Source organism: Brevibacillus sp. TJ4, from assembly GCF_044627595.2.
In the GTDB taxonomy this organism is placed as follows: domain Bacteria; phylum Bacillota; class Bacilli; order Brevibacillales; family Brevibacillaceae; genus Brevibacillus.
Map to the genome: position 1 here is coordinate 4,137,996 of NZ_CP185865.1, position 22,912 is coordinate 4,160,907.

15 protein-coding genes are annotated in these 22,912 nt (G+C 52.5%); all 15 read right to left on the bottom strand.

Annotated features, from left to right (window positions below; genetic code table 11):
* Positions 1–20: 20 nt before the first annotated feature.
* Positions 21–959: an ABC transporter permease gene (locus tag ACAF76_RS20395; protein WP_400164693.1), complete on the bottom strand. Its 939-nt coding sequence runs from the start codon at positions 957–959 to the stop codon at positions 21–23.
* Between the two features lie 9 nt (positions 960–968).
* On the bottom strand, positions 969–1,901 hold the full coding sequence (locus ACAF76_RS20400; protein WP_400164664.1) for an ABC transporter permease: 933 nt from the start codon (positions 1,899–1,901) through the stop codon (positions 969–971).
* Positions 1,902–1,914: 13 nt separating this feature from the next.
* Positions 1,915–3,348 (bottom strand): dipeptidase PepV, encoded by a 1,434-nt coding sequence (gene pepV / locus ACAF76_RS20405; protein WP_400164665.1) that lies wholly within the window; start codon positions 3,346–3,348, stop codon positions 1,915–1,917.
* A gap of 49 nt (positions 3,349–3,397) precedes the next feature.
* Positions 3,398–5,458 (bottom strand): sigma 54-interacting transcriptional regulator, encoded by a 2,061-nt coding sequence (locus ACAF76_RS20410; RefSeq protein WP_400164666.1) that lies wholly within the window; start codon positions 5,456–5,458, stop codon positions 3,398–3,400.
* A gap of 80 nt (positions 5,459–5,538) precedes the next feature.
* On the bottom strand, positions 5,539–7,203 hold the full coding sequence (locus ACAF76_RS20415) for a peptide ABC transporter substrate-binding protein (RefSeq protein WP_400164667.1): 1,665 nt from the start codon (positions 7,201–7,203) through the stop codon (positions 5,539–5,541).
* A 151-nt stretch (positions 7,204–7,354) separates the two neighbouring features.
* Positions 7,355–8,386 carry an asparaginase gene (locus ACAF76_RS20420; protein ID WP_400164668.1) on the bottom strand — a complete coding sequence of 344 codons (1,032 nt, stop codon included), beginning with the start codon at positions 8,384–8,386 and terminating at the stop codon, positions 7,355–7,357.
* A gap of 299 nt (positions 8,387–8,685) precedes the next feature.
* Positions 8,686–9,615: a DMT family transporter gene (locus ACAF76_RS20425; protein ID WP_400164669.1), complete on the bottom strand. Its 930-nt coding sequence runs from the start codon at positions 9,613–9,615 to the stop codon at positions 8,686–8,688.
* A gap of 151 nt (positions 9,616–9,766) precedes the next feature.
* Positions 9,767–10,957 (bottom strand): elongation factor Tu, encoded by a 1,191-nt coding sequence (gene tuf / locus ACAF76_RS20430; protein ID WP_400164670.1) that lies wholly within the window; start codon positions 10,955–10,957, stop codon positions 9,767–9,769.
* Positions 10,958–11,080: 123 nt separating this feature from the next.
* Positions 11,081–13,159 carry an elongation factor G gene (gene fusA / locus ACAF76_RS20435; RefSeq protein ID WP_400164671.1) on the bottom strand — a complete coding sequence of 693 codons (2,079 nt, stop codon included), beginning with the start codon at positions 13,157–13,159 and terminating at the stop codon, positions 11,081–11,083.
* Positions 13,160–13,228: 69 nt separating this feature from the next.
* Positions 13,229–13,699 (bottom strand): 30S ribosomal protein S7, encoded by a 471-nt coding sequence (gene rpsG / locus ACAF76_RS20440; RefSeq protein ID WP_400164672.1) that lies wholly within the window; start codon positions 13,697–13,699, stop codon positions 13,229–13,231.
* A gap of 54 nt (positions 13,700–13,753) precedes the next feature.
* Positions 13,754–14,191 (bottom strand): 30S ribosomal protein S12, encoded by a 438-nt coding sequence (gene rpsL / locus ACAF76_RS20445; protein ID WP_400164673.1) that lies wholly within the window; start codon positions 14,189–14,191, stop codon positions 13,754–13,756.
* A gap of 120 nt (positions 14,192–14,311) precedes the next feature.
* On the bottom strand, positions 14,312–14,566 hold the full coding sequence (locus tag ACAF76_RS20450; RefSeq protein WP_400164674.1) for a 50S ribosomal protein L7ae-like protein: 255 nt from the start codon (positions 14,564–14,566) through the stop codon (positions 14,312–14,314).
* Positions 14,567–14,705: 139 nt separating this feature from the next.
* The gene (gene rpoC / locus ACAF76_RS20455; RefSeq protein WP_400164675.1) at positions 14,706–18,329 is read right to left on the bottom strand and encodes a DNA-directed RNA polymerase subunit beta'; all 3,624 of its coding nucleotides are present in this window, start codon (positions 18,327–18,329) and stop codon (positions 14,706–14,708) included.
* 29 nt (positions 18,330–18,358) lie between these two features.
* Positions 18,359–21,898, bottom strand: a complete 3,540-nt coding sequence (gene rpoB, locus ACAF76_RS20460) for a DNA-directed RNA polymerase subunit beta (RefSeq protein WP_400164676.1) — start codon at positions 21,896–21,898, stop codon at positions 18,359–18,361.
* A 324-nt stretch (positions 21,899–22,222) separates the two neighbouring features.
* Positions 22,223–22,819, bottom strand: a complete 597-nt coding sequence (locus tag ACAF76_RS20465; RefSeq protein ID WP_400164677.1) for a class I SAM-dependent methyltransferase — start codon at positions 22,817–22,819, stop codon at positions 22,223–22,225.
* Positions 22,820–22,912: the final 93 nt, after the last annotated feature.

The window sequence follows — 22,912 nt, forward strand, 5'->3', positions numbered from 1 at the left end:
CCTCCTTCTCCCGGCGTTTCTTAATCGCGCACACGCGGGTCCAAAGCATCCTGCAACCCGTCGCCGAATACGTTAAATGCAAACATCGTCAAAGAGATCATCAGCGCCGGGAAGAACAGACGCCACCAGTCTCCGGTCAGGATCACACCCAGCGCGTCATTGGTCATCGTTCCCCAACTGGCAATCGGCGCCTGAACACCCAGCCCCAAAAAGCTGAGGAACGATTCGGCAAAGATCGCAGACGGAATCGTAAACGTCAGATTGACGATGATGACGCCGAGCGTATTGGGAATCAGATGTTTGAGCAAAATGCGGGAAAACTTCGCGCCCAACACCTGTGCAGCCATGATAAACTCCTGGTTTTTCAACTGCAGGATTTGTCCGCGCACCAGACGCGCCATGCCCGTCCAGCCGGTTGCCGACAAGGCGATGATAATAGTGGTCAGACCCGGTTCCATGACGACCATCAGCAAAATTACCACGAGCAGGTACGGCAGACCGTACAGAATTTCAATGATGCGCATGATAATGCTGTCGATTCGGTCGCCCTTTTTCCCGCGTCCAGCCCAGTATCCGGCAATTCCGCCGACCGTCACCCCGATCAGCAGGTCGATCAAGGCGGCGACAATCCCGATCGTCAAGGAAATACGCGCACCATACCAGGTTCGCGCAAACATGTCGCGCCCCAAATCATCGGTGCCAAACCAGTGTTCGCCGGACATCGGCTGATTGCGTTCGAGCAGACTTTGATCCGAATAACTGTACGACACCATATGCGGGCCGATAATCGCCATGGCAATCAGGATGACGATCAGCGCAAGGCCAAACATCGCCAGTTTGTTTTTCACCAGCTTGTACATGACTTGCCGGATATTGCTTATGCTCGGACGTTGGATGCTATCGCTCGCTGCTGTATTCTTGGCAAGCGGGCGAAAGAGAGGATCGATATTGTGTTGCATCTCCACCAGCTACTCCTCCTTGCTGTTCAGCCTGATCCGCGGATCAATCAAAGTGTACGCCAGGTCAATCAAGAAAATCGTCACAATCAGGATGACGCTGTAAAAGATCGTCGTGCCCAAAATTACCGGGTAATCGCGGTTGAAGATACCGTCGACAAAGTATTTTCCGATCCCCGGAATGGCAAAGATTTTTTCCACTACAAAGGTCCCTGTGATCAGCGAGGCAATCAGTGGGCCCAAAAACGTGACGACCGGCAAGATCGCATTGCGGATGCCGTGCTTGAGCACGACCAGGTAAGTAGGCAAGCCTTTTGCCTCCGCTGTGCGAATGTAGTTCTGGTTCATCACTTCAATCATGCTCGACCGCGTGTAGCGCGTGATGATCGCCAGCGGGGTAAACGCCAGGGCAAGCGACGGCAAGACCGTGTGCATCCACGTTCCCCAGGTAGCGACCGGGAATATCTTTAGATTGATTGCGAAATTCTGAATCAAGAGCGGCGACATGATAAAGCTCGGGATCGCAATTCCCAGCACTGCCATCCCCATGGCGACATAATCCAGCCAACGGTTGCGGTTGAGAGCAGCGATGATGCCAAACAGGATACCCAGACTGACAGCGATCACAATCGCCTGCAAGCCAAGCGTCGCCGAGGCGGAGAAGCCGTCTGAGATCATGCTGTTCACCGTACGGGTTTCCGACTTGATCGACGGGCCCAGGTCAAACATCAGCAAGTTTTTCAGATAGAGCACGTACTGGACCGGCAACGGCTGATCCAAATGGTACTTTGCCATCAGATTGGCTCTGATTTGCTCGGGCAAGCGATCCGATTCCGAAGCAAACGGGTCGCCGGGAATGGAATGCATCAGGAAAAAGGTTAAACTTACGATAATCCAAAGGGTGAGAAGCATCATTAAAAAGCGCTTTGCCAAGTAACGCGACACCACTGACTCCTCCTTATTTGGCCAATTCGCTTATGGCGTGCGCGTATATTGCCATCGCCGCCAACAGATCGCCAATTTCGGCATATTCATCTTTTTGATGGGCTGTCCCTTCTCTTCCGGGAAATAGAGCTCCGTACGCCACCCCAGCGGGCATCATTTTCGCGTAGGTGGCTCCTCCGGTGGAGAGAAGTGACGCTTTTTGTCCGGTATGTTCTTCATATACCTTGGTCAGAGTGCTGACCGTCGGGTGATCCGCAGGCACGTAATGTGCTTTCGAAGTACGCATATTGGTCGTGATCCATCCGAACCCGGCCAACTGCCGTTCTACAATATCGCGTCTTTCCTCCATCGAAATCGTAGCTGGATAGCGGATGTTGAGCTTCACTTCCGCTCCCTCGGCCCGATCGTAGCGGAGAATACCCGGATTCACGGTGAGCTTGCCCGTCACCTCGTCTTCACAGGCGACGCCAAGTTTCTCCCCGTAGTAGTCCTGATGCAGCACCTCTCCGAGAAAGTGCAGGAATGCCTGGTCCCGCGCGACAAACGGGCGTTCGAGCAAAAAGCTGGCCAGCGTCGTTCCGGCATTGATGCCAAGATTCGGCTGCATGCCGTGAACCGAGACGCCTTTTACAAACAAGCGGACCTGCTGCGGTGCCGGAAAGCTCACCTCGCCCGTCACGTTCTGGCTTCGCAGGAACTGTTCGAATTCTGCGGCGAGCTTCTCACAGTCCACTCCATCCGGAACGGTGATCCATGCTGTCGCTTTTTCCGGCACACTGTTTCCCTGGTCGCCAGAGACGAACTTCGACAGGACCCAGCTGTTCGCTGTTTCCGCTTCAGCAGAAGCAAAGCGCTGCTCGTCCAGCGTGATGGTCGGATTGATCTGCCCCTTCTCGGCGTGGATCAAAGGAAATTCGGCATCCGGCGAAAAGCCTGTTTCCGGCATTCGCTCCAGCTCGTTGTATCGCTTCATGCACAGCCAGCCGCTCTCCTCATCTGTTCCGATGATAAACCTGACCCGCTTGGACAAGTGTACGCCGGAGTCTTTGACCATTTTCAACGCGTAGTACGCTGCCAGCGCCGGCCCTTTGTCATCGATGGCACCACGGGCATACACGCGTCCATCGCGAATATCTGGCGAGAACGGAGGGGTCGTCCAATCGTCTCCCACCGTGACGACGTCAACGTGGACGAGTACACCAATCACCTCTTCTCCTTCTCCGTACTCGATATAGCCGGCGTACCCTTCGAGGTCCTTGGTGCGAAAGCCATCCCGCCTGCCAAGCTCGAGCATAAAGTCCAAAGCCTCGGCCACACCTTCGCCGAACGGCTTCCCTTCGCGGGCGGTCTGCATATCTTCTATGCTGTTGATAGCCAAAAAGCGCTTCAACGTCTCCACATACTCCGCTTCATACTGCTTCGCCTGTTCTTTCCATACCAAATGCAACTGGTTCCCCCCCCTTTTGTCCTATTCCAACGTGCCATGCAGCCTGCTATTACACAAAGCTGAGAAAAGCCTGGCCTTTCCTGGTAATGGTACTGCCCTTCCGTCCCCTGCCGCTCTGAATCAAACCGGCTTCCTCCAGCATCTTGAGACGATAGCGGAGCTTCTGATCTGTCATCGGAATGTTGTCGGCTAGCAGTTGCGCCAGGATGAACGGTCTTCCCCCATGCTCCATGGAGCTGCCAAACAGACGCAAAATCGCGATCATGTCTGTCAAAAACCCTTTTTCCTCGAACAGGTCAACCAATCTGCGCAAATCGTGTTCGATCGGTTCTTCCAGCGTATATTCGCTTGAATTCCGCTGCATAAAGGGAAGGTGATGCGGAAATACCTTGTCCTCTACGATATGAGCGAGGTACTCCACGATGTTTTCCAGCTCGCGGATATTTCCGGGCCAGTGGTACGTTTCCATCGCACGCATGGCTTCACTGCTGAACTGAAAAGGCGGGCGCCGCAGCCTGCGACAGTTGTTTTGGATAAACTGTTCAGCCAGTACAGGGATATCTTCTATCCGTTGCCGCAAGGGTGGCAGGTAAATCGGCAGGATGTTCAGGCGGTAGTAGAGATCGGCGCGAAACGTGCCCTCCTGTACCATCTGCTGCAAATCCTGATTGGTAGCTGCGATGACCCGAATATCAATGGGGATGACATTGCTGCCGCCGACCCGCATGATCTGCCTTTCCTGCAGCACGCGCAGCAGACGGTTTTGGATGGCAGCGTGGGCATCGCCGATTTCATCGAGAAAGATCGTTCCTTTGTGAGCGCGTTCAAACCAGCCGATATGGCCGCCTTTGCGCGCACCGGTAAACGCTCCCTCTTCGTAGCCAAACAGCTCGCTTTCCAGCAGTGTCTCTGAGATGGCTGCGAAATTCACCCCGACAAACGGCTCCCGCGCTCGCGGAGAGGCATTGTGGATCGCCTGGGCGATCAGCTCCTTGCCTGTACCTGTCTCACCCAAGAGCAGCACGGTCGAATTGCTCCACGCCACCTTTTGGGCAATCTGGATCACCTTTTGGAAACGATCGCTGACTACGCAAATGTCCTCGAAACGATATTTGGCTACCAGCCCTTTGCTGTGCACGCGCAACCGATAGTCATGCTCCAGCCTTTCAATCTCTGCCGTTTTCCGGAACAACACCAGATAACCGAACACCTTGCCTTCCACCATAATCTCTGTCTTGCGGAAAAAGTAGGTCTTGTTGCGCCATTCTACAATCTGTTCCTTGTCGTCCTTGCTTTCCGCGATGATGGCGTAAAAATCATTGGGCAAACAGGCATGTGCGTATTTGCCGATTGGACTCAGGGCGCGAAGGTGGAGGGTATCCATTGCCTTCTCATTGATGATCTGGATCATGTCGTCCTGATCGACTGCGATCACCGCGTCTTCAATCCGGTCGATGATTGCTTCTACATTTTTGTGGAGCAGGTTTGTTCGCTGAATCTCATTGTTCAGTTCTTTCGTTATAAAGACGAGGGATTGCATGGCGCGAGCGGTCAAAACCCTGACATTTCCGCTTTTGAACTGAAAATGCGCATAGATTTCCAGCCAGGTAGCCAGATCAAAGACCCGCGATCCAATATCCACGATTTTGCGAATTTCAGGAGGAACAAAGTGGGCTTCTCCCGGGGTAACGGCAATTTCAATATCATCCGGGTAGGAAGCACCGGGGTAATAGGGGTACAAATCAAGATCCATTCCCGATTCCTTCAGCAGTTCAACCGTCTCTTCGGCCGTCTCTTTCAAGTCGCTGACCAGCAGGACCTTAGTCCCTTTGGGAATCTCCAACATTTCACGAATGTTCGTATACTGCACCATCCGATTTGCCACGATCACAGGCGTACCTGGTGGCAAATACGGTTCCACCATCGATACAATTGCCGTGCTCGACAACACAACCAAACAATCAGCGGGAAACGGATGCAAAGGCAGTTGGCTAACCAATCGCGCCTCTACATGAAAGTCATCCGACACACCAAGTTCGTGACATTGCTCGACGAGAGCCATTAACGTATGGCTCAGATAGGCTACAAAGATGATTGTTTTCTTCTCCATCGAACATCGCCCCGCTTCCAAAAAAATACAAGTGAAGATAAGGGGAATGTGCTCCCCTTATCTTCGACCTATACACCTCATTATTTCGTAATTTCAGCCCATTTGAAATCAATCGTTCCAACAGCGTGGCGAACGATGCCTTTTACATATGGCTGTTCCATGTATACGACCGTATTGAAGTAGATCGGTACGATCGGCATGTCTTCCATAAAGATGTCCTCTGCTTGGTGCATCAGCTTGAAGCGCTCTGTTTCGTCCACTGTGTTGCGAATTTGTTCTACGAGCGCGTCGTACTCGCTGTTGCTGTAGTTGACGCGGTTTCCTGGGTGGTCAGTCGTGTACAGTTCCAGGAAGTTGAGCGGGTCTGCATAGTCAGCAGGAATTGTGGAACGGGAGAACTGCAACTGACGAGCGCGTTGTTCCGCCAAGAATACGTTCCATTCCTTGTTTTCCAGCTTCACGTCTACGCCCAGATTTTTCTTCCACATTTCTTGCAGTGCTTGTGCAATCGCTTTGTGAGCATCACTGGTGTTGTACGTCAGAGTGACTTCCGGCAGGGTGCTCCAGCCTTCTTCTTCCATTCCTTTTTGCAGCAGTGCTTTTGCCTGTTCTACATCGTTGTCCTTGATATAGGTGCCACCTACTTCGCGGAAGTCTCTTCCGTCTGGTTCTACCATACCATAAGGCACGTGTGCGAGCGCTGGTTTTTGTTCGCCTTGCGCGACGTTGTCGATCAGGAGCTGACGGTCAATCGCCAGTGCAAATGCTTTGCGCACGTTTGCGTTGTTGAATGGAGGCATATTGACGTTCATGCGATAGTAGTAAATTGCAGCCTGGTCCGTTACTTTCGCTTCACCGGATTCGATCACTTTTTGCTTCAGATCGTTCGGTACAGTTTCGATGTCGTCAAGCTGACCAGTAGTAAACATTTGGTATTGCGTATTCTCGTCGATTACCATGACCCATTCGATACCTGCGAGTTTTACGCTATCTTTATCCCAGTAGCCTTCGTTTTTCTCCATTTTGATCGTTTGGTCGTGGACCCATTCTGTCATTTTGAACGGTCCGTTGGCAACCAGTGTAGAAGCATCTGCAGCAAAGTTCGGATTGCTTTCTACAACAGCCTTGTTAACCGGGAAGAAAGTAGGCTGGGTAATAATATTCAGAAAATAGGCTGCCGGTGCTTTCAGCGTAATTTCCAGCGTCTTGTCATCGATAGCTTTTACTTTCACGTCTTCGACGCTGCCATTTCCGGCATTGTACTCTTCCGCACCTTCAATGTAGAAAGCGAGGAAAGCGGACGGGAATGCGTTATTCGGGTCAACAATGCGTTTGAACGCATATTCGAAATCATGGGCCGTTACCGGATCACCATTTGACCAATTGCTATCGCGCAGGTAGAACGTGTACGTTTTTCCATCCGGAGTCACTTCCCATTTCTCGGCCATTGCAGGCTGCGGGACGTGATCCTTGTCCAGGCGGACCAAGCCTTCCATCATTGCATTCAGCACTTCGTTGGACGTACTGTCAAAACCTTTTGGCGGGTCCAAGGAAGGTGGTTCTGTCTTCAGGTTCAACCGCAGGAACGCGGACAAATCTGGTTGACCAGCCTCTTGCTGGTTGTTCGGTTCGCCTTGCGCAGTTTCTCCACCAGTGGAACCTCCCTGGCTGCTGCAGCCTGCGAGAACGGTTGCCGCCAGCAGTACCGAGGTACCCATTACTTTGAGCAGCTTACTCAATTTCATCAACTGTCTCCCCCTTATACCTGTATCGTTTTATTAAGAAAGGCTTTTTGATCAGCCCTTTCTCCAGTCGTGACGCAGGGTTTCCTCTGCTCCTATCCATTCTTTCAGAGTACCCCGCTGCACGCAGTCTCTCTCAGACTTGCTTCTCTCTCTAGTTTCCGGCTTCAAGCTGCGTATTCGTCTTTTGCAAGGTGAATTCTGCTGCAATGTGCCCGACGACATTTCCACTCATATTGCGGATTTGCGGTTTTGTATATTCGGCGAGTACTTCCAGTGGTCCATCCACTCCGATACCCAATTGACGCAGCACTTCATTGACAACGGTATTCACTGCTCGTGGTCCGCCATCCTCAATCTTGACGGCGATACCCAGACCTGTTTCGCGGTCGCCTACGCAGTATACCGACTCCGCACCAGCCTTGCCGATAATTCTGCCTTGAAACGCGTTCATCAGGTCGGTACAGTAGCGCTTGTTGCCCGCGACCATCTCTGGAAAGGCAACCATCGCGTCCGTGATCCGCTTGACTGCTTCCTGGCGCTCCGGCTTCTCGAAGCTCTCCGGTCTTGCCATGCGGGCAAAGCCCCACGCGTAATTGGCCAACGGCAGACAGTGAACGGGAACCCCACAACCGTCGACGCCCAGCTCGATTTTTTCCTTCGGATAGCGTGTCACTTCTGCCACAGCATCCAAAATCCGCTGCTGAACCGGATGTTCAGGCAAGTGGTAGGTCGAGACATCCTCTCCCATGTGCACAGCGGTCAAAATCATACCCGCATGTTTACCGGAGCAGTTGCTGAAAACCGGTGTCAGCTCTTTGCCGTTGCGAATCAACTGCTTGTAGCTTTCTTCATCGCGCGGCACATGCGTCCCGCATTGCAGCACTTGTTCGGCTTGTCCTGCTCTCGTCAGCATTTCCATCGCACGGGTGCGATGGCGCGGTTCACCGTTGTGGGATGCACAGCAGAGGGATAAATCCGCCGCGTCTATCGCAAATCGATCCGCCGCCCCGGTTTCTACCACCGGAATCGCCTGGATCGGCTTCATGGAGGAGCGGGCATAAGTTGGTCGGAATGGATCTCCGTACGCGTACAGCAATTTACCCGTGTAATCGACTACCGCAATATGTCCCAGATGCGAGCTCTCCATTACATTGTTCCGGTATACTTTAGCTACCAGATTCATGACATGTCTCCTTTGCTTTGCCTAGTCTACTTCTATTGCTGATCACGGGACAGATAATATGCAAGCAGCGTGCCAATTTTGAAAATAGGTAAAATAAGCAGACAAAACGACTGGCAGCATTGACGTAATCGACATTTCCCTGAACCTGGAAGGGGCAAAACGGAGACAAATTGGTTGACCCAATTTTGCATTTTGTTTCTCGTAATTGGTCAAATAGGGTAAATTGGTGATTGCACGAAAGACAAAAGAAAAAAGGGCACGGAAGAGTGCCCTTTTGCTCCTGCATCTGGCGCGCGCCATTACATCACCTTGGCATGTTTGTGCGGTCTTCTCGCTTCTCTTCGTTGTGGTATGCTTTTTGATCCGAGATAGACACCGGTCACGATCATGCCCAATGCCACGATATGAATCCATTGCAGCGGTTCATGCAAAAACAGAGCTGCAAACAGCAGACTGGCCAATGGCATCCCATTGAGAAAAACTGTCGTTCTGCTGGCGCCGAGCTGGCGAATCCCGTAATTCCATCCCAGCGTACCGAGCGCGGATGACAACACCGCCGAAACACAGATGACAAACCATTGGAATCCCGCGACCGTAATCTCCTGGTACGCCGAGACCGGGTAGGTGAACGCTGTAGCCGCCCATAAAAACAGCGCACCAAATTGCTGTGCCAACGCGGTCACCAGCAATACCGGAACATTGCGCATCACCAGCTTGCGAATGAGCAATCCCCCGGCGACGTACATCAGCATGGAGAAAAACATGATGGCGTCACCCATGCCGTTGAGGTGGACGCCTCCGTGCTGCGAGAGCACGACAAGCAGTACCCCGGAAAAACCGATGCCAATCCCGATCGCCTTGCGCCAGAACATCGGCTCTCCCAAGAAAAGCATCGCCAGCAACGCAGTCACCAGCGGATTCAAGGCCAGTATCAGCGATCCATTGCCAGCTGTCGTGTACTGGACGCCGATCGCCAGCGTGACCTGATGCATCGCGATCGAGCTTGCGCCTATACTGGCAATCAGCAGCCAATCGACCTTCGTTAGACGCAATTTCTTGCGGTATACGAAGATAATCGGCATCAGGCACAAGGCTGCGATGCTCATGCGCAGCGAAGAAACAAAAAGCGGGGGCAGCGTCGTCAAATACTTCACCATGACAACATTTAAACCCCACAATGAGACTACAACAGCCAACATGATATAGAGAAGTTTTTCATTAGCTTTCATATCCGGCTATCCCCTAATCAAAACGAATGCTGGTATTGTAGTACATTCCTTTTGCAAAGAAACGATAAGGTTTTACATGGCTGTAATCAAAATAATCGATTGACATAAAAAACCCGACAACGTATGCTGTCGGGTTTCTCACTACAGGTTATTAGCCTTCGATAGAAGCAACTACGCCTGCACCTACTGTACGGCCACCTTCGCGGATCGCGAAACGAGTACCTTGTTCCATCGCTACTGGAGCGATCAGTTCAACGGTGAACTCAGTGTTGTCGCCAGGCATTACCATTTCAACGCCTTCTGGCAGTTGGATGATACCTGTTACGTCAGTAGTACGGAAGTAGAATTGTGGACGGTAGTTAGCGAAGAAAGGAGTGTGACGTCCACCCTCTTCTTTGGACAGAACGTAAACTTCTGCTTTAAATTTGGTGTGTGGTTTTACGGAACCTGGTTTAGCCAAGCATTGTCCGCGCTCGATGTCTTTACGCTCAACACCACGGAGCAGGGCACCGATGTTGTCACCAGCTTCAGCTTGATCCAGCAACTTACGGAACATCTCAACACCCGTTACAGTTGTGGAGCGAGTTTCTTCAGCCAGACCAATGATTTCTACTTGGTCACCAACTTTAACGATACCGCGCTCTACACGACCAGTAGCAACGGTACCACGACCAGTGATCGTGAACACGTCCTCTACAGGCATCAGGAACGGCTTGTCAGTTGCACGCTCAGGAGTTGGGATGTATGTGTCAACAGCGTCCATCAGTTCTTGGATTTTTTGAGCCCATTCACCAGTTGGGTTGTCCAGAGCTTCTTTAGCGGAACCTTTGATTACTGGGATATCGTCACCTGGGAATTCGTATTGGGACAGCAGGTCACGGATTTCCATTTCAACCAGTTCCAGCAACTCTTCATCGTCTACCATGTCGCATTTGTTCATGAATACAACGATGTAAGGTACGCCTACTTGGCGGGAGAGCAGGATGTGTTCGCGAGTTTGTGGCATTGGGCCATCTGCTGCGGATACAACCAGGATCGCTCCGTCCATTTGAGCAGCACCGGTAATCATGTTTTTCACGTAGTCCGCGTGTCCAGGGCAGTCAACGTGAGCATAGTGACGGTTTTCAGTCTCATACTCAACGTGCGCAGTGTTGATGGTGATACCGCGCTCTTTTTCTTCTGGAGCAGCGTCAATCGAAGCATAGTTCATAGCTTTTGCTTTACCTTGTTGAGCCAATACAGTAGTGATGGCTGCAGTCAGGGTAGTTTTGCCGTGGTCAACGTGACCGATGGTACCGATGTTAACGTGTGGTTTATTACGCTCAAATTTTTCTTTTGCCATGAGAGCTGAAGCCTCCTTAAATGATAAGGGTTTTTATAATTGTGAAGAAAGGTTTACCCTACCTCTGGTGTCCCTTCAATATTGTAAACCTTTCTCGATGCCAAATAAAGTCGTACCTGAAAATTATTCGCCTTTGGATTTTTTGATGATCTCTTCGGCGATGTTTCTTGGTACTTCTTCATAGTGGTCGATTACCATGGAGTAAACGCCACGGCCTTGTGTACGGGAACGAAGAACGGTGGAGTATCCGAACATCTCGGACAGTGGAACCATCGCACGGATCACTTGTGCATTTGCACGAGCTTCCATACCTTCGATGCGTCCACGACGGGAGTTCAGGTCACCCATAACATCGCCCATGTACTCTTCCGGCATTGTTACTTCTACTTTCATAATTGGCTCAAGCAGTACAGCGCCGCATTTTTTCGCAGCTTCTTTCAGAGCGAGAGAACCTGCTACTTTAAACGCCATCTCGGAGGAGTCGACGTCATGGTAGCTACCGTCTACGAGAGTAGCTTTGATGTCTACCAGCGGGAAGCCGGCAATTACACCATTCTTCATCGCTTCTTCGATACCTGCTTGAACAGCCGGGATGTATTCACGAGGTACTACACCACCGACGATTTTGTTCTCGAATTGGAAGCCCTGTCCTGGCTCGAGCGGAGAGAATTCCACCCAAACGTGACCGTATTGACCACGACCACCGGACTGGCGAACGAATTTACCTTCCACTTTCGCTGCGTTACGGAATGTTTCACGGTAAGCAACTTGTGGTGCACCTACGTTCGACTCGACTTTAAATTCGCGTTTCAGACGGTCAACGATGATCTCCAGGTGAAGCTCACCCATACCGGAGATGATGGTTTGACCAGTCTCTTCATCTGTGCGCGTTCTGAACGTCGGATCCTCTTCAGCCAGCTTGGACAATCCGATACCCATCTTGTCTTGGTCTGCCTTGGATTTTGGTTCGATCGCTACAGAGATAACTGGCTCTGGGAATTCCATGGACTCCAGAATAACCGGAGCTTTCTCATCACACAGAGTATCGCCAGTTGTTGTATCTTTCAAACCTACAGCCGCCGCAATGTCACCGGAGTAAACCGTTTGGATCTCTTCGCGGTGGTTTGCGTGCATTTGCAGGATACGACCTACGCGTTCGCGTTTGCCTTTAGTAGAGTTCAGCACGTACGAACCGGAGTTCAGTACACCGGAGTAAACGCGGAAGAACGTGAGACGACCAACGTATGGGTCAGACATGATCTTGAACGCCAGAGCGGAGAACGGACCATTGTCGTCAGCAGGACGCTCTACTTCTTCATCCGTATCAGGCAGAGTACCTTTGATCGGCGGAATGTCTACTGGAGACGGCAGGTACAGAACGACGTTGTCCAGCATAGGCTGAACACCTTTGTTGCGGTAAGAAGAACCGCACATTACAGGCGTCAGTTTGCACTCGATTGTACCTTTGCGCAGAGCTTTGCGGATTTCGTCGTTGGTCAGCTCTTCGCCTTCCAAGTACTTCATCATCAGCTCTTCGTCTTGTTCTGCAGCAGCTTCAACCAGTGCGAGGCGAAGCTCTTCACACTTGTCTTTCAGGTCTGCAGGAATTTCCGTAGCGTCAGAAGTTTTGCCCAGGTCATCGGTGTAGACGATTGCCTTCATTTCGATCAGGTCAACCATACCTTTGAACTGGTCTTCCGCACCGATTGGATATTGGATAGCAACCGGATTCGCACCCAGACGAGTCTTGATCTGCTCCAGGCACATGTCGAAGTTGGCACCAATGATATCCATTTTGTTGATGTAGCACATACGCGGTACGCCGTAGCGGTCAGCCTGGCGCCATACGGTTTCGGTTTGCGGCTCAACGCCACCTTTTGCGTCAAAAACGGTTACGGCACCGTCCAAAACGCGCAGGGAGCGCTCAACTTCTACAGTGAAGTCTACGTGTCCTGGCGTATCGATGATGTTGATTCGATGGCCATTCCACTGAGCGGTCGTAGCAGCCGAAGTGATGGTAATACCGCGCTCTTGCTCTTGTTCCATCCAGTCCATGGTTGCCGCACCTTCGTGCACCTCACCAATCTTGTGAACGCGACCGGTGTAGAACAGAATACGCTCAGTCGTAGTCGTCTTACCAGCATCGATGTGAGCCATGATACCGATATTACGCGTATTCGGCAATGAGAATTCGCGAGCCATTAGGTATGCTCCTTCCATACTCGAGTGTAAAAAATAAGGGGCGTCCAAAACGGACACCCGTGTTGGATCCTACCAACGATAGTGAGCAAACGCTTTGTTCGCTTCAGCCATCTTGTGCGTATCTTCACGTTTCTTCACAGCCGCACCGGTGTTGTTCGCAGCATCCATAATCTCGTTAGCCAGACGTTGTTCCATGGTTTTCTCACCGCGGGAACGGGAGTAGTTAACCAACCAACGCAGACCCAGAGTGGTACGGCGCTCCGGTTTTACTTCGATCGGTACTTGGTAGTTGGCACCACCTACACGGCGAGCCTTTACTTCCAGTACTGGCATTACGTTTTTCAGAGCTTCTTCAAATACTTCCATCGGATTGCGACCTGTGCGCTCCTGAATGATGTTAAATGCGTTGTAGAGGATGTTCTGGGCTACACCGCGCTTACCATCCAACATCAAACGGTTAATCAGACGAGTAACCAGCTTGCTGTTGTAAATAGGATCAGGCAGCACGTCACGACGGGCTACAGGACCTTTACGAGGCATCGTATTCCCTCCTTCTTTCCAATATGAAATTACGCCGCATCAAGGGCGAATTGCTTATTTCTTGGCAGCAGCAGCTTGACCTGGTTTCGGACGCTTGGTACCGTATTTGGAACGACCTTGTTTACGGTTGTTCACACCAGCAGTGTCAAGCGCACCGCGAACGATATGGTAACGTACCCCTGGCAAGTCTTTTACACGACCGCCGCGCACCAGCACGACGCTATGCTCTTGCAGGTTGTGGCCAATACCACCGATGTAAGCTGTTACCTCGATTCCGTTTGTCAAACGCACACGAGCGTATTTACGCAACGCGGAGTTTGGTTTTTTCGGAGTCATGGTACCTACACGAGTGCAAACACCACGTTTTTGAGGAGAGCTTTGGTTGGTTTGGCTTTTCTTGAAGCTGTTGTATCCCTTTTGCAGAGCAGGGGATTTCGACTTCACTACCTTATCCTCGCGACCTTTACGCACCAATTGGTTGATTGTAGGCATGATGTTACCTCCCTTCTTAATACCCAATCTCAAGACCACAGATCCAGGTGAGTCATTTTTTGGTCAAATAGAAAGTTCTTGTCCTGCTACACACCGCATGCAACACTGACAAAAACATCGTTAACCACTTTTTTTAATCGCGGCTGTCGCCGCTCCCACTTCGATTCCACACACCTTGCCTAAGCGACGCATGGAATCCACATGGATGACTGGCACACCCTTCTCTTTGCAAAGGAGCTCGACTTTCTGGGTCAGTCGCCGATCGGCATCATCCGCGATGTAGACCGCTTCCACCTGATTGTGTTCCACGGCTTTCATCGTCTGTTTGATTCCGATGGTCAACTCCTTGGCCCTCTCTACTTTTTCATAAGACATGAGAATCATATCCTCCAAAGTACAGATGTCAGGCACACTTGAATATAATAGCAGGTAGGCTATTAGATGTCAACGCCTGTATTTTTGATAATTTTAGGTGATAAAACGCCCGCCATTGCGACGGGCGTTTTACCGCTCATTACTCTACTGAAACTGCTTCCTGCTCCTCGCTTTGCGCGGCTTCTGCTTCCAAATCCGCCACGCTTGCGACCTTGATGTTGCGGTAACGGGACATACCGGTACCTGCTGGAACCAGCTTCCCGATAATGACGTTTTCCTTCAATCCGAGCAGGCGGTCTACCTTGCCTTTGATCGCTGCATCTGTCAGGACGCGGGTCGTTTCCTGGAAGGATGCGGCGGACAGGAAGGAGTCTGTCTCCAGGGACGCTTTCGTAATCCCGAGGAGAACCGGACGGCCGACAGCCGGGCTCTTGCCTTCCAGGAGAACCTTCGCGTTCGCTTGCTCAAACTCAGGAACTTCCACGTACGAACCAGGCAGCAGATCGGTATCTCCACTGTCAATGACGCGCAGCTTGCGAAGCATCTGACGAATCATAACCTCGACGTGCTTGTCGTTAATTTCTACACCCTGCATCCGGTACACTTTTTGTACCTCTTGCAAAATGTAGTTGGAGACGCCGCGCATACCGCGGACTTTCAGCATTTCTTTCGGGTCTACGGAACCTTCCGTAAGCTCGTCACCAGCACTCAGCTTGGTACCGACAGATACCTTGATACGAGCGCCATACGGAGCGGCGTATACTTTGTTTTCCGCCTCGCCTTGCACTTCGATTTCGCGGCGGTCCTTGCCTTCGCGAATATCGATGACTTCCCCGTCGATCTCGGAGATGACCGCTTGCCCTTTCGGATTGCGCGCTTCAAACAGCTCCTGAATACGCGGCAAACCTTGGGTGATGTCGTCTCCGGCAACCCCACCGGTATGGAAGGTACGCATCGTCAACTGGGTACCAGGCTCCCCGATGGACTGTGCAGCGATGATACCGACCGCTTCGCCCACTTCCACTTCCGCTCCTGTCGCCAGGTTGCGTCCGTAGCAGAGCTTGCAGACACCATGCGGGGTGCGGCAAGCGAGAACATTGCGGATGTACACCTCGGTGATGCCCACTTTTTCGATGTACTCAGCCACTTCTTCGCTGATTTCCTCATTGCGGCCCACGATGACTTCATTGGTCTCAGGGTGGCGCAACGTCTCAAAGCAGGTACGGCCTACGAGGCGATCCGACAGCTTCTCGATCTCTTCTTTTCCATCCTTGATTGCGGTGACGCGGATACCCTTGTCGGTGCCGCAATCCTTTTCGCGGACGATCACGTCTTGAGCCACGTCTACGAGACGGCGGGTCAAATAACCCGAGTCCGCTGTACGCAGGGCTGTATCGGCGAGACCTTTCCGCGCACCGTGCGTGGAGATAAAGTACTCCAATACGGTCAGACCTTCACGGAAGTTCGATTTAATCGGCAACTCGATGATTCGGCCGGACGGGTTCGCCATCAGACCGCGCATACCAGCCAACTGTGTGATCTGGGACACGTTACCACGGGCACCGGAGTTCGCCATCATAAAGATCGCGTTGAATTTATCCATCGACTTCATCAGAACGTCAGTTACTTCATCCTTGGCTTTGGACCAGATGGAGATGACGCGGTCGTAGCGCTCGTCCTCGGTAATCAAACCGCGACGGAACTGCTTCATAACCGTTTCGACCTTCTGATCTGCTTCGTCGAGGATTTCCTGCTTCTTGCCTGGCACGGCGATGTCCGCTACGGCGATGGTAATACCCGCCTTCGTGGAATAGGTGAAGCCCAGCTCCTTGATCTTGTCGAGGATCATGGACGTCTGCATCGTACCGAAGCGACGGAAGCACTCGGAAATGATCGTTCCCAGGAAGCCTTTTTTCACTGCTCCTGCATCCGGCAGGTTCGCGATGAATTCCTTCACATTGACGCCTTTTTCAAAGATGAAGTACTGATCGGGAACGATGTTTTGCAGGTTGTTCTTGGTCGGCTCATTGATAAACGGCAGCTCCGGCGGGAAGATCTCGTTGAAGATCACTTTCCCGACTGTGGTGACGAGCAGCGCGTTTTGTTGTCTGTCCGTAAAGCTCGTTTTGTTCAGGCTCTTGGCCGGCAGTGCAATCCGCGTATGCAGGGTGACGTATCCTTGCTGGTATGCAGCGATCGCATCGTGAGGATCGCGGTATACCGTACCCTCGCCCTTGTCGCCTTCGCGCTCGAGTGTCAGGTAGTAAGAACCGAGCACCATGTCCTGCGAAGGAGTAACGACAGGTTTGCCGTCTTTCGGGTTCAGGATATTCTGCGCGGCCAGCATGAGGATGCGTGCTTCCGCTTGTGCCTCTGCGGAAAGCGGAACGTGAACCGCCATCTGGTCACCGTCAAAGTCCGCATTGTACGCGGTACAAACGAGCGGGTGAAGGCGAATCGCGCGACCTTCCACGAGCACAGGTTCAAACGCCTGGATACCCAGACGGTGCAAGGTGGGGGCGCGGTTCAGCAGCACCGGATGCTCGCGGATCACGTCTTCGAGAACATCCCACACCTCTGGCTGTACACGCTCTACCTTGCGCTTGGCGCTCTTGATGTTGTGTGCCAGTCCTTTGGAGACCAGCTCTTTCATCACGAACGGCTTGAACAGCTCCAACGCCATTTCTTTCGGCAGACCGCACTGATACATTTTCAGGTTTGGTCCGACGACGATAACGGAACGTCCGGAGTAGTCGACGCGTTTACCCAGCAGGTTTTGACGGAAACGTCCCTGTTTACCTTTCAGCATGTGGCTGAGGGATTTCAGCGGACGGTTACCCGGTCCTGTAACAGGGCGACCGCGGCGGCCGTTGTCGATCAGGGCGTCTACTGCTTCTTGCAGCATCCGCTTTTCATTTTGCACGATGATATCTGGCGCGCCCAGCTCAAGCAGGCGTTTCAGACGGTTGTTCCGGTTGATTACGCGACGGTACAGGTCATTCAAGTCGGAAGTGGCAAAACGTCCGCCATCCAGTTGAACCATCGGACGCAGCTCCGGCGGGATGACCGGCAGTACATCCAGCACCATCCAGTCCGGGTGGTTGCCGGAGTTGCGGAACGCCTCCAGCACTTCCAGGCGCTTGATCGCACGGTTGCGGCGCTGGCCTTGTGCTGTTTTCAGGTCTTCCTTCAGCGTGTCCACTTCTTTTTCCAGATCGATCTCGGCCAGCAGGCGCTTGATCGCCTCGGCTCCCATCATCGCCTGGAACGAATGGCCGTATTTCTCGCGGTAGTTGCGGTACTCCTTTTCAGAAAGGAGCTGTTTTTTATCGAGAGGCGTGTCGCCCGGATCCGTCACGACGTAAGAAGCAAAGTAGATGACTTCTTCGAGGGAACGGGGGGACATGTCGAGCACCAAGCCCATGCGGCTTGGAATCCCTTTGAAATACCAGATGTGAGAGACTGGGGCAGCCAGTTCGATGTGCCCCATCCGCTCACGGCGTACTTTGGCGCGGGTCACTTCCACGCCGCAACGATCGCACACGACACCTTTGTAGCGAACGCGCTTGTACTTTCCGCAATGGCACTCCCAGTCCTTGGTCGGTCCAAAAATGCGTTCGCAGAACAAGCCGTCTTTCTCCGGTTTCAGTGTACGGTAGTTGATCGTCTCCGGCTTTTTCACTTCCCCGAAAGACCACGAACGAATCTTGTCGGGCGAAGCCAAGCCGATCTTCATATACTCAAAGTTGTTCACGTCTATCACAGGGCGTTACCTCCCTTAGTACCGGAATCTTACTCAGCTTCCGAGCTTCCACCTTCAAGAACGAGGTTCAGCTTCTCGCCGTTGCCTTCATCCTCGTCTTCCATTTCCCGCATTTCAATCTCCTGCTCGTCACCGGACAGGATCTTCACGTCCATACCCAAGCTTTGCAGTTCCTTGATCAATACCTTGAACGACTCAGGAACGCCTGGCTCCGGTACGTTTTCTCCCTTGACGATCGCTTCGTACGTTTTCACGCGACCTACGACGTCATCCGACTTGACGGTGAGGATTTCCTGCAAGGTGTAGGCTGCACCGTAAGCTTCCAAAGCCCAAACCTCCATCTCCCCGAAACGCTGTCCGCCGAATTGCGCTTTTCCGCCCAAAGGCTGCTGCGTAACGAGAGAGTATGGTCCCGTCGAACGGGCATGGATTTTATCGTCAACCAAGTGAGCCAGTTTCAGCATGTACACGCATCCGACCGTCACGCGACGATCAAATGGTTCACCTGTACGGCCATCGTACAAAATGGTTTTTCCGTCGCGGTCCAGACCTGCTTCTTCCAGCGTTTCGAATACTTCCTGCTGGCGTGCGCCGTCGAATACCGGTGTCGCGACGTGGATGCCGAGCAGCTTGGCTGCCATACCCAAATGCGTCTCCAATACCTGACCGATGTTCATCCGGGACGGAACGCCCAACGGATTGAGGACGATCTCAACCGGCGAACCGTCTGGCAAGAACGGCATGTCTTCCTCTGGCATGATCCGCGCGATAACCCCTTTGTTACCGTGGCGGCCGGCCATTTTGTCACCCACGGAGATTTTCCGTTTTTGGGCGATGTAGACGCGTACCAGTTGGTTGACGCCAGGAGGCAGCTCGTCGCCGTTCTCCCGCGTAAATACTTTCACGTCTACGACGATACCGGAACCACCGTGCGGCACGCGCAGGGATGTGTCGCGGACTTCACGCGCCTTTTCCCCGAAAATCGCGTGGAGCAGGCGTTCTTCTGCTGTCAGTTCGGTAACCCCTTTTGGCGTTACTTTCCCGACGAGGATGTCGCCGTCCTGGATTTCCGCACCGACGCGGACGATACCGCGCTCATCGAGGTTTTTCAGAGCGTCTTCCCCGACGTTCGGAATGTCGCGGGTGATCTCTTCCGGCCCCAGCTTCGTATCGCGCGCTTCGGACTCGTACTCTTCAATATGAATCGAGGTGTAGACGTCGTCTTTCACCAGTTTTTCACTCAGCAAAATCGCATCTTCGTAGTTGTATCCTTCGTAGGTCATAAACGCGACAATGACGTTGCGACCGAGTGCCAGTTCCCCTTTTTCCGTAGACGGACCATCACCGATGATGTCGCCTTTTTCAATCCAGTCGCCGCGTTTGACGATCGGGCGCTGGTTGATGCAGGTACCTTGGTTGGAACGGATAAACTTGTGCAATTTGTATCTGTCGAGGTCGCCAGCCACTTTCTTGCCGTCGATCTCTGTGTAGCGGCGCACGAGGATTTCGCGCGCTGTAACGCGCTCGACCTGACCCGGATGCTTGGCTACAATCGCTACACCGGAATCCTGTGCGGCCTTGTGCTCCATGCCTGTACCGACAAACGGCGCTTGCGGCACCAGCAGCGGAACAGCCTGGCGTTGCATGTTCGATCCCATCAGGGCGCGGTTGGCGTCGTCGTTTTCCAGGAACGGAATCAGAGCGGTCGCCACGGACACAACCTGTTTCGGGGATACGTCCATGAAGTCAACCTTGTCGCGCGGCACGCTCAGGATGTCGCCTTTGCGGCGGCAGATAACCATTTCGTTGACGAAACGGCCGTCGTCGTCGAGCGGCTGGTTCGCCTGGGCGACGTTAAACACATCTTCCTCATCCGCCGTCAAATAGACGATGTCGGACAAGACGCGGCCTGTTTCCGGATCGATCTTGCGGCGCGGCGTCTCGATAAAGCCGTAGTCGTTGATCCGGGCAAAGGTAGACAACGAGTTGATCAAACCGATGTTCGGACCCTCCGGCGTCTCGATCGGACACATGCGGCCGTAGTGGGAATGGTGAACGTCCCGCACTTCGAAACCGGCGCGCTCACGGGTCAAACCGCCAGGACCGAGCGCAGACAGACGACGTTTGTGCGTCAGCTCAGCCAACGGGTTGGTCTGATCCATGAACTGCGAGAGCTGGGAGCTTCCGAAGAACTCCTTCAGCGACGCAATCACCGGACGAATGTTGATCAGCGCCTGTGGCGTAATCTGGTTTTGGTCCTGAATGGACATGCGCTCGCGTACGACGCGCTCCATCCGGGACAGCCCGATGCGGAACTGGTTTTGCAGCAGTTCGCCGACAGAACGCAGACGACGGTTGCCCAAGTGGTCGATGTCGTCAGTCGTTCCTACTCCATGCAACAGGTTGATGAAGTAGTTGATCGCAGCCACGATGTCGGACGGCGTGATGTGCTTGATGCTCTTTTCCACATTGCCGTTGCCGATGATTTTGATGACTTTCCCATCTTCAATGGGAGAAAAAATATTAATCGATTGCAGGCGAATCGCTTCTTCTTCGAGAACTCCACCATGTGTGCGCACATCGTGGAAGCCAATGCTGTCTTCCAGTGCGTTCACGATGCGATCCAGCACGCGGCGGTCGATCATTTGACCGGCTTCTGCCAGGATCTCACCCGTGCTCGTATCGATCAGCGTTTCAGCGAGACGCTGATTGTAGAGACGGTTTTTCAGGTGAAGCTTTTTGTTCATTTTATAACGACCCACAGAGGCCAAATCATAGCGTTTCGGGTCAAAGAAACGTGAAATCAGCAAACTTTTGGCGTTTTCTACTGTTGGAGGCTCACCTGGACGGAGACGCTCGTAAATCTCGATCAGCGCTTTTTCCGTCGAGTCAGTGTTGTCCTTTTCCAGCGTGTTCTTGATGTACTCATCTTCACCGAGCAGATTGAGAATCTCGATGTCAGAGCCGAATCCAAGCGCACGCAAAAGAACCGTCACCGGGATTTTACGCGTACGGTCGATGCGGACATAAATCACGTCTTTCGCATCTGTCTCCAGCTCCAACCACGCGCCCCGGTTCGGGATCACAGTAGCCGTAAACGTCTGCTTACCGTTTTTGTCCACTTTGGTGTTGTAATATACACTTGGAGAACGAACAAGCTGGCTGACAATAACGCGCTCAGCCCCGTTAATAATGAAGGTTCCCGTTTCTGTCATGAGCGGGAAATCCCCCATGAAGACTTCTTGTTCCTTCACTTCTCCCGTCTCTTTGTTCAATAAACGTACCTTCACACGCAGAGGCGCCGCATAGGTGACGTCACGTTCTTTCGACTCGTCAACGTCGTACTTGGGCTCACCCAAACTGTAGTCGATAAACTCCAGTACGAGATTCCCGGTAAAGTCCTGGATTGGCGAAATGTCTTGAAACATCTCCCGCAGCCCCTCATCGAGGAACCATTGGTAGGACTTTTGCTGGATCTCGATCAGATTTGGAAGGCCCAGCACTTCGTTAATACGTGAATACGTACGACGCTGGCGGTGTCGGCCACTTTGAATCACTTTACCTGCCAACTTATTCACCCCTCAGGTTGTGTTTTCACACAGAGAAACTTGGCATTCGGCACCGGATGCTCAATCGATGGCGAATACCTTCTGCTTTTTCGTTTGACGAAAATGAAAAATGGGTTAACCAATGCTGCCATTTTTAACCCAGAGAAACTCTATTTTATAAGAATTCCCAGGCACCTACTCGCATATTCCTCTTTTTGGCACAAAAAGAAAAAATGCTTGACAGAACGGGAATTACTAAAAAATAGACATTTATCCCATATTGACATTTTATAATGCTACCACATCGGAATATGCGCGTCAAGGAAAAATAAACTTGTCAAGAGTCTATTTCACCGCTCGGAAGATAGAGTACCCTTTTTCCCGATCAACCTCTTCTACTTCCCGGTATACCTCTTGCAGCTTCTTCCACGCAGAGGGCGCACCTTGCTTCTTCTGAATAACCACCCACATTTCGCCCCCGTCCCGGAGCAGCTCATGCCCTTCGGTGAAAATGCGGTGGACGATCTCTTTGCCCGCGCGAATCGGAGGGTTGGTCAGAATGACATCAAAGCGTTCCTCTTGCACCCCGCTGTACACGTCGCTGACCCGGACCTCGACATTGCCAATGCCGTTTAGCTGTGCGTTGCGACGCGCCAGGTCAACAGCGCGTTCGTTGACGTCGATCATCGTCACGTGGCCATCCGCTGCCAGCTTGGCTGCCGTCAAACCGATAGGACCGTAGCCGCAGCCTACATCCAACACCCGCGCATCACGCGCCAATCTCATATTTTCGATGAGCAGCAGACTTCCGAAGTCAACCCGACTGCGGGAAAAGACGCCCGCATCTGTGAGAAAGCGCAATTCATGCCCACGCAGTACAAACGAGATTTCCTGCTCGTCATGGGCAGCGCCCGGCTTATTGGTGTAGTAATGATCCGTCACGTGTGTGAACCACCTTTCCTCATCGGTTGTGCTGGATTGCACGGCAACTGGCCAGTCGCAGACAATTGCGTATAGAAAAACCCCCTGCAAGAG